Here is a 15,001-nt window from a genome sequence, read left to right on the forward strand (position 1 = left end):
GCCCGCCGGCGCTCAGCGCTCGCCGCGCATCGCCCTGCCGAGCCGTTCCTCGAATTCGGCGATGCCCGGCGTGGCCGGGTCCAGCCGCCGCGCCGAGGCCAGCGCCGAGGACGCGGCCTGCACCTCGCCCGCGCCCAGCCGCTCGTCGCCCACCGCCAGCCAGCGCTGCGCCAGGCGCCGCCTGGCCTGCGCCAGCGACGCGCTCTCGCCTTCCGCGGCTCCCTCGACGATCACGCGCGCGTCGAGGCAGCCGCCGGCGCGGGCGAGATTGTTGCTGCGCAGCTCCTCCTCGAAACAGCGCTTGGCCGCGGGCAGCAGCCGCGCCGAGGCGCGCTTCACCGCCGGATCGTCGGGCGCCAGCGCGCGGGCGGCGCGCAACTTGTCGAAGGCGCTGTCGCCGGGCGGGGTGAGCAGGTCGCCACGCGCCTCGGCGGCGGCGGCGGCCTCGAGCAGGACATTGGCGCGCCTGGCGCGCTCGCGCGGGGACAGGCCGCTGTCCAGGCGCGCATGCGATTGCCGCGCGCGGGCGATGTGGCGCTCGGCCTCGGCCAATGCCGCGGGAATCGCCGCGGTGGCGCGCGCGCGCGCCAGCAGGCGGTCGGCCTCGGCGAAGCGGAAGTCGCTGGCGGCCGTTTCCGCGTGCCGCAGCAGCGCCCTGGCCACCTGCGCCAGGCCGGTCTCCGATTCGACCTTCAGCCCCGCCTCGCCCAGCATGCGATAGCCGTCCGCCGCGCGTTCCAGCCGGTCGGCGCGCAGTTCCGCGCCGGCGCGGCGGCGCACGTTCTCCAGCTCCTCGTTCAGCCGCGCCTGGGTCTCCGGCAGATCGACGTGGCCCGCGTCGTACTCGCGCGCCACGGCGATCGCCGACACCGCCTCGGCCAGCCGCCCCTCGCGCAGCTGCGCGCGTGCCTGCTGCAGCAGATTGCCGAGCGCGTCCTCGCGCCCTTCCAGCGCGGCGTTGTTCTCCGGCTGCAGGCTCAGCACGCGCTTGTACAAGGGCAAGGCGGCGGCCTCGTCGCCGACCAGGCGGCCCGCGGCGGCGGCGGCCCCGGCCTTCGCCAATAGCGCCGGCAGACCGGCATGCGCGGCCTCGCGCGCGCGCAAGGCCGCCTCCACCGGCGCCATCTGGCTGCGCGGAGCGGACAGCTCCTGCGCCAGCCGGAGCGCAGCATGCGCCTCGTCGAAGCGGTTGCGCGCGGCCAAGGCGCGCGCCTGCGCCAGCGCCGCCACGGCCACGCGCGCCAGGCCGGCCCGCGCCTCGTTGCGATCCGGGTCCATCGCCAGCGCCGCCTCGTACAGTTCGCGGGCGCCGCTGCCGTCCTCCGCGCTCAGCCGCCCCTGCGCCAGCGCCTGGGCCGCCTGCGTGCGCAAGGCCTGCGCGCGCGTCTCCGGCCACAGGAAATCGGCCAGCGGCCGTCGCAGCAGCAGGGCCGCGAGCAGCAGCACGATCACGGCCGCCGCCGCCCAGCCGCCCCAGCGCACCGTCCGGGGCGCGTCGGCCATCCTGCGCGACACAGCGCGCACGTCCAAGGCACGCAGGTCGAGGGCACGGAAATCGAGATCGTCGAGCCAGCCCATGCGCGGCTCGCGGCGACCGTCCGTCCTGCCCGCGTCACCGGCGTCGCCCGGACCCTCCTGCGCTGGCGTCTTGCGATCGCGGCTCACCCGCGCAGCATAAAAGATGCCCTGCGGGAATCCAGTGCGGCGCTGCCGGCCGGTTCAGCCGGGCGGCGCGCGCTCGTCCGCGGAGCGCCACGAGGCCGTTCCCGCACGCTCCAGCGAATCGCGCAGCGGCGGCCCGACGATCTCCACGCCGAAGCGTTCCTCCAGCGATCGCGCCGTCGCCTCGTCCAGCGCCTGCGTGCCCGCCTCGCTGAACACGACGAGCACGCGATCGTAGCCTCCGGGCGTCATGAGGTTGATCACCCGCACCGGCGGCTGGTCCGGCCGCAGATTGTCGAAGGTATGCGCGGTGCCGGGCAGGAACGTCACGAACTCGCCCGGTCCCACCTCGAACACCCGCTCTCCGCTCTGCACCGTCAGGATGCCCTCGAGCACGTAGAAGCTGTCCTCCTCGACCCTGTGGCGATGCAGCGGCGGACCGCTGCGATACGCCACCTCGCCGACCAGGAAATCGAAGCGGCCGCCGGTGTCGTCGCCGCAAGCCTTCACCCGCCAGGGCGCGATCGCCGTGCCCTCTTCGCGGCACAGATGGCGGGCGCCCTCGAGATCGGGCATGCCGTCCTTCATGGCGCGCCCTCCGCCTTCGCGTCCAGGCCGAGCAAGGCGGCCGCGTTGCGGTCCAGGATCGCGCCGATGGCGTCCTCGGCCAGCCCGGCGCGCGACACATAGTCCACGGCCGCGCGGAACAGATCGTCCGCCTGGTACGGGAAGTCCGTGCCCAGCAGCAGGCGGTCGGCGCCCAGCGTGTCGACCGCCGCGCGCAGCGCCGGCGGATGGTTGTGGCCCACCGTGTCGTACCACATGCGCCGCGCCGCCAGTGTCGGGCGCTCGGGCGTGCCGGGTGCCTCCCAGGGCACCTGGTGCTCGACGCGCTGCAGCACCATCGGCAGCGCGCCGCCCAGGTGCGAGAGCACGATCTTCATGCGCGGATAGCGCTTGGGAATGCCGGCGAGGATCAGGTGCAGCGCCGCCACGGTGTCTTCGATCGGCGCGCCGATCGACCAGGTCAGGTGGTGATCGGCGCTCAGCGGCGAACACCCCCCGCAGCCGGCCGGGTGCGGGGCGTGTTCGCCGCTGATCGCCGACCACCACCTGACCTGGTCGATCGGCGCGCCGATCGACCAGGTCAGGTGGTGATCGGCGATCAGCGGCGAACACGCCCCGCAGCCGGCCGGATGCACGTAGAGCAGCGCGCCGCGGCGGTCGAGCTCGACGTACAGCGCGTCGAAGGCTGGATCGGCGATGGAGCGTTCCAGCACCGAGGTGGTGATGCACGCGCCCAGCATGCCGAGCCCGTCCATCGCGCGCGCCAGCTCGGCCAGCGAGGCCGCCACGTGCGGCAGCGGCAGCGAGGCGAAGGCGCGGAACCTGGCGGGATGGCGGCGCGCCAGTCCGGCGTATTCGTCGTTGACGAAGCGCGCCGCCCGCACCGCGGCCGCCTCGTCGGCGAAATGCGGCGAGGCCGGCGTGGCCGAGAGCACCTGCAGCGCGATGCCGGCTGAGTCCATCAGCGCGAAGCGCGCCTCCAGCTCCTCCGGCGTGGTGCCGGCGCCGAGTCCGCGGTGCACCGCAGTGCGGTCGTTGCCGAGTTCGGCGAGCAGGTCCAGGTAGGCCTCGCTCCAGGCGTGTGCGTGCACGTCGATGCGCATGTCGATGTCTCCGCGGGGGAATCGGCTGCGGCCCGCGTTGCATCATCGACGCCGCGCCGCCGCGATGCAGCGGATTCTGCGCGCGCCCGTCCCCTTGTCCACCCCGAACGCTGCAACTGATCATTCCATCGCGCCTGAACAGGCGCGATCCGGGACGCGTCAGGCGCGCCGCGCCTGCTGCACGCCGGGCAGGCTGTCGAGCTTGCCGAGCAGGCGCGAGAGCTGGCCGTAGTCCTGCACGCGCAGGCGCAGGCGCAGCCGCAGTTGTCCCTGCGCGGCGTGGTCGCTCTGGATGGACAGCACGTGCACGTCCTCCTGCGCGATCAGGTTCGTGATGTCCTTGAGAAGATACTTGCGGTCGATGGCGTCGATGGCGGCGCCGGCCTCGTAGCCGCCGCCGGTGCGGCCCCACTCCACCGGCAGCACGCGCTGCGGCTGCCCGGCCGACAGGCGCAGGAAGGCGGCGCAGTCGGCGCGGTGCACGCTGACGCCGCGATTGCGGGTGAGATAGCCCGCCACCGCCTCGCCCGGCAGCGGCTGGCAGCAGCGCGCCACCTGCACCAGCAGGTTGTCCACGCCGACCACCGTGAACGCCGAGTCGGAGACCTTGGGCGCCTTGCGCGGCTGGCGCAGCGCGAGCTCCGGCGGCACCAGGTTGTCGGAGCCTTCTTCGCGCTGGCGGCGCGATTCGATGTGCTCGTGCAGCGCCCGCGCCACCTGGTGCGGGCCGACGTCGCCGAGCGCGACCTGCACGTAGAGATCGTCGAGCGTGGCGGCGTTGAAGCGCGCCAGCGCCGGAGCCAGGTCGGCGTGATGCAGCCCCAGGCGCTTGAGCTCCTTCTCCAGCAGCTCGCGTCCGGCCTGCACGTTGCCGGCGCGGTCGAGCTTGTGGAACCACACCCGCACCTTCTCGCGCGAGCGCGCGCTGGCCAGGAAGCCGTTGGCGACCAGCAGCCAGTCGCGGCGCGGCTCGGCGACCTTGCCGGTGAGGATCTCCACGCGCTCGCCGCTGCGCAGCCGGTAGTCGAGCGGCACGATGCGTCCGTCGACCTTGGCGCCGCGGCAGCGATGCCCGACCATGGTGTGCACGTGGTAGGCGAAGTCCAGCGGGGTGGCGCCGTTGGGCAGGTCGATCACCTCGCCCATCGGCGTGAGCGCGTACACGCGGTCCTCGACCAGTTCGGTGTCGAAGCCGCCTGCCAGCGCCGCCTCGTCGCCCTCGCGGCCGCCCTCGGCGTGCGCCTCCAGCAGGCGCCGCATCCATTCGATCTTGCGGTCGTTGGCGGCGTTGCTGGCGGCCGAGCGCTGCGATCCGCCGGTCTCCTTGTAGCGCCAGTGCGCGGCGACGCCGAGCTCGGCCTGCGCGTGCATCTCGAAGGTGCGGATCTGCACCTCCAGCGTCTTGCCTTCCGGCCCCACCACGGCGGTGTGCAGCGAACGGTAGTCGTTGTTCTTCGGCCGGGCGATGTAGTCGTCGAACTCGCTGGGGATCGGCGCCCACAACGCGTGCGCCACGCCGAGCGCGGCGTAGCAGGCGGGCACGTCATCGACCAGCACGCGCACCGCGCGCAGGTCGTAGAGCTCGCCGATGGGCACGTCCTTCTTCTGCATCTTCTTCCAGATGCTGTAGATGTGCTTGGGCCGTCCGGCGACCTCGCCGCGCACGCCCTGCGCCCGCAGCGCCTCGCCGAGCAGGCGCTTGACCTGCTCGATGTAGCGCTCGCGCCCGACGCGCTTGTCGTCGAGCAGGCGCGCGATCTTCTGGTAGGTATCCGGCTCGAGGATGCGGAAGGCGAGATCCTCCAGCTCCCACTTCAGCTGCCAGATGCCGAGCCGGTTGGCGAGCGGCGCATGGATGTCGCGGGTGAGCCGCGCCAGCGCGCGGCGCTCGTCCTCCGGCAGTTGCGCGGCGTGGCGCATGCGCGCCAGTTGCCGCGCCAGCAGGATCGGCACCACGCGCAGATCGCGCACGATCGCCAGCAGCAGGCGCCGCAGGCCTTCCACGCCGCCGCGGCGGCCGCGCTCGGCATGCAGCGTCCACACCTGCTGCGCGGCGCGCTGGCCTTCCAGCAGCGCCAGGATGCCGGTCTGCTCGCGCGCGAGCCTGGGTTCCAGGCGTTCGGCCCAGGGCCTGGCGGCGTGCAATACCGTGGCCAGCACCGATTCGCCGTCGGCGCCGAGCAGCGCCAGCGACTGCAGCGTGTCGGCGAGCACGGGCAACGGCTCCGACAGCGCCAAGCCGTCCGCCGCGCCGCCGCCTTCGGCTGCCTCGCGCAGCAATAGGCGCAGACGCTCGGGCAAGGCCGCCACCGCCGGAAGCGCCAGCAGCGAATCGAGCATGTCGTGCGCGGGGGAAGGCACAGCGGTACCGGGCGGGAAACGGGAGGTCTACACTAGCAGCCCGTCGCACGATCGACACCTGCACGCCTGTCGCCCGTCCGCGGACGGCGGCGCGCCCTCCGTCCCGCCAGGAGCCGTCCATGCGCCTCACCCGCCGCCTCTTGCCCGTCCTGCTGCTGTGCTGCGCCGCGCCGGCGACGGCGCAGCAGCGCATCGAGCAGCAGATGACGCCCGAGCAGTTCAAGGCTGCCGGCCTGGACAAGCTCAGCGCCGACGAACTCGTCCGTCTCAACGCCTGGCTCAACCGCACCCTGGACGCCGAGACCGGCAAGGCCGCCGCGCAGGCGAAGAAGCGGGTCGAGGACGAGAATCGCGGCTTCTTCAATTTCGGTTCGTCCGAGCCGATCGTCTCCAGGCTGGTCGGCGAATTCCGCGGCTTCGCGCGCGGCCGTCAATACGCCCTGGAAAACGGGCAGGTCTGGCGCCAGACCGACGAGGCCACGCTGGCCGGCGTGCGCCTGAACCAGGCGACGGCGACGATCAACCCGAGCATGGTCGGCAACGCCTGGTACCTGCGCGTGGAGGGCTACAACACGCGCGCCAAGGTCGAGCGGCTGAAATAGCCGCGCCGTCGCGCCTGGCCTCGGCCCTCAGCGCAGCTGCGCCAGTCGCGACGACAGCCGTTTGGCGGAGACCCCGCCCTTCGCGCCGAGCTCCTGCGCGAACAGCGACACGCGCAGCTCCTCCAGCTCCCAGCGCAGCGCCTGCCAGCCGGGCTCCTCGCCGCTGCCCTCGAGCACGGCCTCGGACAGCGCGTCCAGGAAGGGCTTGATGTCGAGCATGCGCTGCTGGTCGCGCAACGGATCGTTGAGCGCGCGCTCGGCGCGCACGGCCAGCGCCTTCAGGTAGCGCGGATATTCCGCCAGCGCCGAGGCCGGCACTGCGCGCAGGAAGCCCGGCGGCACCAGCGCGGCGAGCTGCGCCTGCATGTCGTCCAGGTTCGCGCGCGCCCAGCCGACCAGCTTGGAGTCCAGCTTCGCGCGCACGTCGGCGACCAGCGACAGGATGGTCTCGGCCTGCTGCAAGCGCCGCATCGCCTCGCCGAACAATCCCTTCGCGATGGCTTCGCGGCGCGCCTCGAACGCCTGCGGGTCGCGGATCGCGTCGAGGCCGTCGGCGGCCAGTGCGGCGAAGGCGCCGTCGACCAGATCCTCGCGCAGATGGTCGGCCGGCCGCCCGGCCGTCGCCGCGCGCGGCGCCTGCGACTCGATCGCCGCGTACAGCAGCGCGGTCTTCGGCGAGACCGGCAGCTGCTTGCGCGCCTGGCGCGCCTTGTCGGCGAGCGCGAGGGCGAGCAGCCGGCGCACGCCGCGCGGATGGTGGCGGCGGGCATCGGCGCGGTCGGCGTGCACGGCCAGCGAGACGGTCTCGCCGTCGTCGTGCAGGGCCGGGAACGCGGGCACGCCGCCCACGCCCGGCACCGATTCCGGGATCGCCGTCGACGGGAAGTCCGTCAGGCCGCGCTGCGCCAGGCCCTGCGCGGCACGCGCCGCGAATGCCTGCGCCGCGCGCGCGCCGAAGCGGGCGCGCAGCTCGCCCAGGTCGCGCGACTCGGCCAGCACGCCGCGCCCGTCGCCGTCGAGCAGGCGCAGGTTGGCGCGCAGGTGCGCCTCCAGCGCGGCCTCGTCGAACTCGGTGGCGGCCACGTCCACGCCGGTCAGCCGCTTCAGGAAGCGCGCCAGCGTGCCCTTGAAGTCGTCGGCCTCCGGCGCCGCGTGCGCCTGCGCGAAGGCGCGCGCGAAGTCCGGCGCCGGCACGAAGTTGCGCCGCAGCGCCTTGGGCAGCGTGCGGATCATCGCCGCGGCCTTGTCCTCGACGAACCCCGGCGCCAGCCACGACAGGCGCGGCTCGTCGAGCGCGTTGAGCAGGTGCAGCGGCACGGCCACGGTCATGCCGTCGTCGGGTGCGCCGGGCTCGAAGCGATAGCGCACCGCCAGCCTCGCCTCGCCCAGGGCCAGGTAGGCCGGAAACCGGTCTGCGTCGGCGCCGTCGGCCACCAGCAGGTCCTCGCGCGACCATTCCAGCGCCTGCTTCTTCTCGGCCGGCAGCTTGGCGTACCAGGCATCGAGCGCCTGCGCGCTGACGATCTCCGCCGGAATGCGCTGCGCGTACCAGTGCGCCATCCAGTCCTCGTCGACCACCAGGCCGGCGCGGCGCTGCTTGGCCTCCTCCTCTTCCGCCGACGCCAGCGTCCTGCGGTTGCGGGCGAGGAAGGCGCTGCGCGTATTGATCTCGCCGCTGACCAGGCCGTCGCGCAGGAATAGCGCGCGCGCCTCCTCCGGATACAGGCCGCCGTAATGGATCGGCTTGCGCGGCGCCAGCACCAGGCCGAACAGGCTGATCTGCTCGCTGCCGATCACCCGTCCCTGGCCGCGCGACCAGCGCGGATCGAAATGGCGCCGCGCCAGCAGCGCCGGCAGCTCGGCGATCACCCATTCCGGCTCGATCGCCGCGTTGGTCAGCGCCCAGACGCGCTCGGTGTCGAGCAGCGTCGCCGACAGCACCCACGGCGGCGGCTTGGACGCCAGCGGCGAGCCCGGGAACAGCTGGAACTTGCGTCCGCGCGGTCCGTCGTACTGGCCGCCGGATTTTCCGCCGGCCTGCTCGCCGCGGTGGCCGATCTGCGTGGGCAGGCCGGCGATCAGCGCGCGGTGCAGGGCGACGGACTGGTCCTTGTCTTCCGTCGCCGTTGGCCGGGCGTTCGCGGCGCCGGCGGCGCCGCTCGCCCAACCCAGCTCGTCGCACTGCAGTTTCAGCTGGCGATGCAGCTCGCGCCATTCGCGCATGCGCAGGAAGCCGAGGAAGCGCTTCTCGCACCATTTGCGCAGCTGCGACTGGGTCAGTTCCTCGTGCGCGGCGCGATAGGCGTCCCACAGCTTGAGGATGCCGGCGAACTCCGACTTCGCGTCGCGGAACTCCGCGTGCGCGGCATCGGCGGCGGCGCGCTGGTCGGCCGGGCGCTCGCGCGGGTCCTGGATGCCGAGGAAGGCCGCGATCGCCAGCATCTCCTGCAGGCAGCCGTGCGCCTGCGCGGCCACCAGCATGCGCGCCAGCTTCACGTCCACCGGCCATCGCGCCATGGTGCGGCCGATCGGCGTCAGCCGGCGCTGGGCATCGACCGCGCCGAGCTCGGCCAGCTGCTGCCAGCCGTCGGCGATCGCGCGCGGATCGGGCGGCTCGACGAACGGGAACTGCTCGATCTCGCCCAGCCCGACCGACAGCATGCGCAGGATCACCCCGGCCAGCGCGGCGCGGCGGATTTCCGGGTCGGTGTACTGCGGCCGCGTCTGGAAATCCGCTTCCGAATAGATCCGGTAGCACACGCCCGGCGCCACGCGCCCGCAGCGGCCCTTGCGCTGGTCGGCGCTGGCCTGGCTGATCGGCTCGATGTGCAGGCGATCGAGTTTCTGCCGGGGGCTGTAGCGCTTCACCCGCGCCAGCCCCGGATCGATCACGTAGTGGATGCGCGGCACGGTGAGCGAGGTCTCGGCCACGTTGGTGGCGAGCACGATGCGGCGCTGCGGCCCGGGATTGAACACCCGGTCCTGGTCGCGCGCCGACAGCCTGGCGTACAGCGGCAGCACCTCGGTGTGGCGGTACTTGCGGCGTTCCAGCGCCTGGTGCGTGTCGCGGATCTCGCGCTCGCCGGGCAGGAAGATCAGCGTGTCGCCCCATGCGCCGCCGGCGCCCGGCCGTTCCCGCGCGATCTCGTCGCAGGCGGCGACGATGCCGTCGACCACGGTGCGCTCGCCCGCATCCTCGCCATCGCCTTCCAGCGGTCGGTAGCGCGTTTCCACCGGGTAGCCGCGCCCTTCCACGTTCACCACCGGCGCGTCGCCGAAGTGGCGCGAGAAGCGCTCGGTGTCGATGGTCGCCGAGGTGACGATCACCTTCAGGTCGCGGCGCCGGCGCAGCAGCTGCTTGAGGTAGCCGAGCAGGAAATCGATGTTGAGGCTGCGCTCGTGGGCCTCGTCGATGATGATGGTGTCGTAGGCCGACAGCCAGCGGTCGGAGGCGATCTCCGCGAGCAGGATGCCGTCGGTCATGAACTTCACGGCGGTGTCGGCACCGACGTTGTCGGTGAAGCGCACCTGGTAGCCGACGGCGCCGCCGAGCGGCGTCTGCAGTTCCTCGGCCACGCGCCGCGCCACCGCCCGCGCGGCGATGCGGCGCGGCTGGGTGCAGCCGATCATGCCGGCGGCGCCGCGCCCGGCGCGCAGGCACAGCTTGGGCAGCTGCGTGGTCTTGCCCGAGCCGGTTTCGCCGGCGATCACCACCACCGGGTGCTCGCGGATGAGCGCGACGATGCGCTCGGCTTCGGCGGCGATCGGCAGGGCCGGGACGACCTCGGCGCGCGGCAGCCGTTCGGCCCGCGCCTGGCGGCGCGCCAGCGACTGCGCCAGCGCCGCCGCGAAGGCCTCGCGGGCCCCGTCGTCGTCGGCGCGCGCGCGCCAGCGACGCCATAGCCCGTGCAGGCGGGCGGCGTCGCGGCTGCAGGCGCCGTCGATGGCGCGCAGCCCCTGTTCCAGGGCCGGCGCCGACGTTAACGCCGCGCTTGCATCGGGTTCGATAGGCTTCATGGATCGTTTCGATCGCGACGGCGATCCTGTGCCGCACGCCGCCGTCTCTTGTGTTTCCCGGTTCCTGCCACAACCTGTTTCGTGACACCCTGTTATTTTGACGGCAATCCCTTCCCCAGGAGAAATCCGATGGCCAAGACCAAACCGAAAGCTCCGAAATCGACGAAGCTCGAGCCGGCGGCCTCGCCGGGTCCGAACGACCGCGCACCCGACATCGATATCGGGATCAAGACCGCCGATCGCAAGAAGATCGCCGAGGGGCTGTCCGCGTTCCTGGCCGACAGCTACACGCTCTACCTGAAGACCCACAACTTCCACTGGAACATCACCGGGCAGATGTTCAACAGCCTGCACCTGATGTTCGAGACCCAGTACAACGAGCAGTGGGCCGCGCTGGACGAGATCGCCGAACGCATCCGCGCGCTCGGCTTCAACGCGCCGGGTTCCTACGGCGAGTTTACCCGCCTGACCTCGATCCCGGAGGAACCGGGCCTGAGCGACGCCGCCGACTGGCGCGAGATGGTCCGTCAGCTCACCGTCGGCAACGAGGCGGTCTGCCGCACCGCGCGCAAGGTGCTCAAGACCGCGGACGGCGCCGGCGACGACCCTTCCGTCGACCTGCTCACCCAGCGCCTGCAGACGCACGAGAAGTACGCCTGGATGCTGCGCTCGCTGCTGCAGTGAGCCTCGCCCGCCGCCTTCGCCCGCGGGCGGAGGCGGCGTGGCCCCGCGCACCGAGCACGATCCCTGGCCACGGCCGGGGATTTTTCTGACAGCCACGCGCCGCCCAGCCGGTATTCTAGTCGTCATCCATGGCGCTTCCCGACTCCCTCTCCCCGGCCCGTCCGTCCGGCCCGGCCGCATCTTCCGCGGGCTCCGCGGCGCTCGAGGTGCTGCGACGGGTCTTCGGCCACGCCGACTTCCGCGGCGAGCAGGCCGCCGTGGTCGCGCACGTCGCCGGCGGCGCCGACGCGCTGGTGCTGATGCCCACCGGCGGCGGCAAGTCGCTGTGCTACCAGGTGCCGGCGCTGCTGCGCGAGGGCTGCGGCATCGTGGTCTCGCCGCTGATCGCGCTGATGCAGGACCAGGTGGACGCGCTGCGCCAGCTCGGCGTGCGCGCGGCCTACCTCAATTCCACGCTCGATGCCTTCGACGCCGAACAGATCGAGCAGCAGCTGCTCGCCGGCGAGCTGGACCTGCTCTACGTCGCGCCCGAGCGCCTGCTCACCCCGCGCTTCCTCTCGCTGCTGGATCGCAGCAGGCTGGCCCTGTTCGCCATCGACGAGGCGCACTGCGTCTCGCAGTGGGGGCACGACTTCCGGCGCGAATACCGCGAACTGACCCTGCTGCACGAGCGCTGGCCGCAGATCCCGCGCATCGCCCTCACCGCCACCGCCGACCCGCCGACCCAGCGCGAGATCGCCGAGCGCCTGCAGCTGGAGGGCGCGCGCCGCTTCGTCAGCTCCTTCGACCGGCCCAACATCCGCTACACCGTCGTGCAGAAGGAACAGGCGCGGCAGCAGCTGCGCGACTTCCTCGGCGCGCATCGCGGCGAGGCGGGCATCGTCTACTGCCTCTCGCGCAAGAAGGTGGAGAGCACCGCCGAGCAGCTGGTCGAACTCGGCTTCGACGCCCTGCCCTACCATGCCGGCCTGGACGCCGCGACGCGCGCCGCCCACCAGCGCCGCTTCGTGCGCGAGGAAGGCGTGATCATCGTCGCCACCATCGCCTTCGGCATGGGCATCGACAAGCCCGACGTGCGCTTCGTCGCCCACCTCGACCTGCCCAAGTCGATCGAGGGCTACTACCAGGAAACCGGCCGCGCCGGCCGCGACGGCGAGCCCGCCGAGGCCTGGCTCTGCCATGGCCTGGGCGACGTGGTGCTGCTCAAGCAGATGATCGAGCAGTCCGAGGCCGGCGAGGAGCGCAAGCGGCTGGAGCGGCGCAAGCTCGACGCCCTGGTCGGGTATTGCGAGACCACGCGCTGCCGCCGGCAGGTGCTGCTCGCCAACTTCGGCGAGGACTACGTGCCCGACGGCGGCCAGGCCGGCGATCCCTGCGGCAACTGCGACAACTGCCTGCAGCCGGCCGAGACCTGGGATGCCACCGTCGCCGCGCAGAAGGCGCTCAGCTGCGTGTTCCGCACCGGCCAGCGCTTCGGCGCCGCCCACCTGATCGACGTGCTGCGCGGCGGCGACACCGCGCGCATCGCCCAGTTCGGGCACGACCGCCTGCCCACCTACGGCGTCGGCGCCGATCTGGACGCGCGCACCTGGCGCGGCGTGTTCCGCCAGCTGGTCGCGGCCGGCCTGCTCGACATCGACGCCGAGGGCTACGGCAGCCTGCGCCTGACCGCCGACAGTCGCGCGATCCTGCGCGGCGAGCGCAGCGTGCTGCTGCGCAAGGAGCTCCCGCGCAAGCGGGAACGCGAACGCGGTGTCCGCGGCGGCGCCGCGCCGGCGCTGGCGGCGGCGGACCTGCCGCTGTTCGACGCCCTGCGCGAGCTGCGCGCGCGACTGGCGCGCGAACAGAACGTGCCCGCCTACGTGATCTTCCACGACAGCACCCTGCGCGGCATCGCCGACGCCAGGCCGGATTCGCTCGACGCGCTGGCGCGCATCGGCGGCATCGGCACCACCAAACTGGAGCGCTACGGCGAGCACGTGCTGGCCGTGATCCGCGAAGCCTCGGCCTAGCGCGCAGCTTCGCGCGCGCGGGATAGCCCGCGGCCGGACTTCAGGCCGCCGCGGGCATGGCGCGGGGCGCGGCGACCGCTATTGCACGGTGCAGCTGATCTTGATCGTCACCGAGCTGTTGGCGGTCAGCGACGGGATCACGACGCCGGCGCCCTGCAGGTTGGCGATCGACAACTGCCCGGCGCCGGCGCCGGCGGTCGGACAACTCGCCATGCCCGTGCTCACCGCGCAGGCCGGCGTCCCCAGTACGCAGCCGGTGAGCCCGGTGGGCGCGGGATCGCGCAGCGTCGCGTTGCTGGCCGTGGACGGGCCGGCGTTGCTCACCACCAGGTCGTAGCTCGTCTGGCTTCCCTGCAGGACCTGGTCGCCGCTCTGGTCGACCGGCCCGATCCCGGGCGTGTTGGTCTTGGTGACCGACAGGTTCACCAGGTTGGGCGTGTTGACGAAGGTGCAGGTCAGGTTATCGCCCGGCGCGGGCGTGACCGCGATGCTGGTACCGCTGCCGGCCGGGACCGTGGTGGTGCCGGGACCGGCATTGGTGCAGCTGTAGGTGGTGGTGTATTGCGCCAGGTTCGCCGGCGGCGTGCCGGCGCCGGTTTCGCTCAGCTGGTACGCGGTGCCCGGCACGGCGGTGAAGACGGGCGTGCTGACCGTGGTGGCGGCGCCGGTCGAGGTCACGCTGGGGCCGCCGTTGTTGATGGCGAGCGTGAACTGGTCGGTGGTGGCGGCGCGCCCGACGATGGTCTTGGACAACGTCAGGCGGGCGACGGCGGTATTGGTGAAGGTGCAGGTCCAGTCGTCGTCGTAGGTGGGCGTGATCGTGACGGTGGTGCCGCTGCCGTTGCTGGTGGCGCCGTTCCTCGCGTTCACGCACTGGTAGGTGGTGACGTAGTTGGCCAGGTTGGTGCCGCCCAGCCCGACCTCGTAGAACACCACCGGCGCGTTCGGCGCCACGGATTTGGGGCCGGTGGTGACCGTGGATGCGCCGCCGGTCGTCGTGCCCGTGGTATTGACGCTGGTGAAGTCGGTGCCGCCGGCCTGCATGCGCGCCTGGAACTGGTCGCCGGCCTGGTAGCGCGAGTTGACCGTCTTGCGCACCGCAGCCGACGCCACTTGCACGGCATAGGCCACCGACATCGGCGTTCCCGAGAGCGCGATGCCCGCGGTGGTGATGTTCATGTTGCCGAAAAGCCCGTTGGGCATGTCGGTGGACGCGAAGGTGGCCGGCAGCCGGGTGTCGGTCACGACCGACGGCGCACCGGTGCAGTTCGCGGTGCCGATGACGGTGGACAGGAAGATGCACGCCGTGCCGCTGCCGTCGGTGGCGGGCAGCTCCTCGAACTTGGTGATGACGCCGATCGCCGTCCACTGCATGGACTGCACGGTGGGGGGCAGGATGGTGACGCCGGTGAGCGAGGCGTCGCCGGCGATGATGCGGACCGTCGACGGGCTGCTGCCGTCGGGCCGGGTGATGCTGACGGTGGTGAAGAACAGCGTGTTGGCGTTGACGACGGTGGACAGCGAGCGCAGCACCGGTTGTCCCGGAATGCCGGTATACGCCGTGTTGCCGAGCGCCACCGTCGCACCCACCGGCGCCGCCGCGGCGGCGAAGCCGACGCCGGGCGTCCCCGCCCAGGAGGTGGCGGAAAGCCGCGAGCCGTCGTCGAGCAGCCAGGTCGACGGACCGATGTTGACGAAGGGATTGGTCCAACCGGTCCAGTCGAGCCAACAGAGCTTGTGCTGGCCGGCGGCCTGGTTGGCGGCGAGATAGCAGCGGTTGTTGAGCTGCGCCTGCGCCTGTCCAGGGACGAAAGCCAAGGATGCCAATAACACCAGACCGCAAATTCCGGATCGGAACAGCTTAACCAGGCTCATGTGCTTCCCCTTCGATTTTACGTTGCATCCAAACCACGACGGCCGATGCGCCGGCCGTACGCTCTTCGCTTCTCCATCCCGACCGGCGATGCGTCTTGCCGGCATACGCAAGACCCTT

At 72.4% G+C, this 15,001-nt stretch carries 9 protein-coding genes; 3 read left to right on the forward strand and 6 right to left on the reverse strand.

What is annotated here, in order from left to right:
- Positions 1–12 precede the first annotated feature (12 nt).
- The 4 genes from MD221_RS16010 to MD221_RS16025 all read right to left on the reverse strand — a co-directional run bounded on the left by MD221_RS16010 (position 13) and on the right by MD221_RS16025 (position 5,672).
- Positions 13–1,578, reverse strand: a complete 1,566-nt coding sequence (locus MD221_RS16010) for a hypothetical protein (RefSeq protein WP_242112961.1) — start codon at positions 1,576–1,578, stop codon at positions 13–15.
- A 141-nt stretch (positions 1,579–1,719) separates the two neighbouring features.
- Complete coding sequence (locus MD221_RS16015; protein WP_242112962.1) at positions 1,720–2,250, reverse strand: cupin domain-containing protein; 531 nt, start codon at positions 2,248–2,250, stop codon at positions 1,720–1,722.
- Positions 2,247–3,332, reverse strand: a complete 1,086-nt coding sequence (locus tag MD221_RS16020; protein WP_242112963.1) for an amidohydrolase family protein — start codon at positions 3,330–3,332, stop codon at positions 2,247–2,249. The genes MD221_RS16015 and MD221_RS16020 overlap by 4 nt, the downstream gene beginning before the upstream one ends.
- Positions 3,333–3,491: 159 nt before the next feature.
- A complete protein-coding gene (locus MD221_RS16025) occupies positions 3,492–5,672 on the reverse strand; it encodes a bifunctional (p)ppGpp synthetase/guanosine-3',5'-bis(diphosphate) 3'-pyrophosphohydrolase (RefSeq protein ID WP_242112976.1) in 2,181 nt (726 codons plus the stop codon).
- 140 nt (positions 5,673–5,812) lie between these two features.
- On the opposite strand from MD221_RS16025, the gene MD221_RS16030 reads away from it, so the two are divergent.
- Positions 5,813–6,295, forward strand: coding sequence for a hypothetical protein (locus MD221_RS16030; RefSeq protein ID WP_242112964.1), 483 nt, complete (start codon positions 5,813–5,815; stop codon positions 6,293–6,295).
- 27 nt (positions 6,296–6,322) lie between these two features.
- Here MD221_RS16030 and hrpA read toward each other — a convergent pair whose 3' ends face one another.
- A complete protein-coding gene (hrpA, locus tag MD221_RS16035) occupies positions 6,323–10,312 on the reverse strand; it encodes an ATP-dependent RNA helicase HrpA (RefSeq protein WP_242112965.1) in 3,990 nt (1,329 codons plus the stop codon).
- A 129-nt stretch (positions 10,313–10,441) separates the two neighbouring features.
- Here hrpA and MD221_RS16040 point away from each other — a divergent pair, with 129 nt between their 5' ends.
- Positions 10,442–10,996 (forward strand): Dps family protein, encoded by a 555-nt coding sequence (locus MD221_RS16040; RefSeq protein WP_242112966.1) that lies wholly within the window; start codon positions 10,442–10,444, stop codon positions 10,994–10,996.
- 206 nt (positions 10,997–11,202) lie between these two features.
- Positions 11,203–13,008 (forward strand): DNA helicase RecQ, encoded by a 1,806-nt coding sequence (gene recQ, locus MD221_RS16045; protein WP_242112967.1) that lies wholly within the window; start codon positions 11,203–11,205, stop codon positions 13,006–13,008.
- A 78-nt stretch (positions 13,009–13,086) separates the two neighbouring features.
- Here the strand turns inward: recQ and MD221_RS16050 are convergent, their stop codons facing one another.
- A complete protein-coding gene (locus MD221_RS16050; RefSeq protein WP_242112969.1) occupies positions 13,087–14,826 on the reverse strand; it encodes a prealbumin-like fold domain-containing protein in 1,740 nt (579 codons plus the stop codon).
- Positions 14,827–15,001: the final 175 nt, after the last annotated feature.

Source organism: Luteimonas aquatica, from assembly GCF_022662575.1.
GTDB lineage: Bacteria > Pseudomonadota > Gammaproteobacteria > Xanthomonadales > Xanthomonadaceae > Luteimonas > Luteimonas aquatica.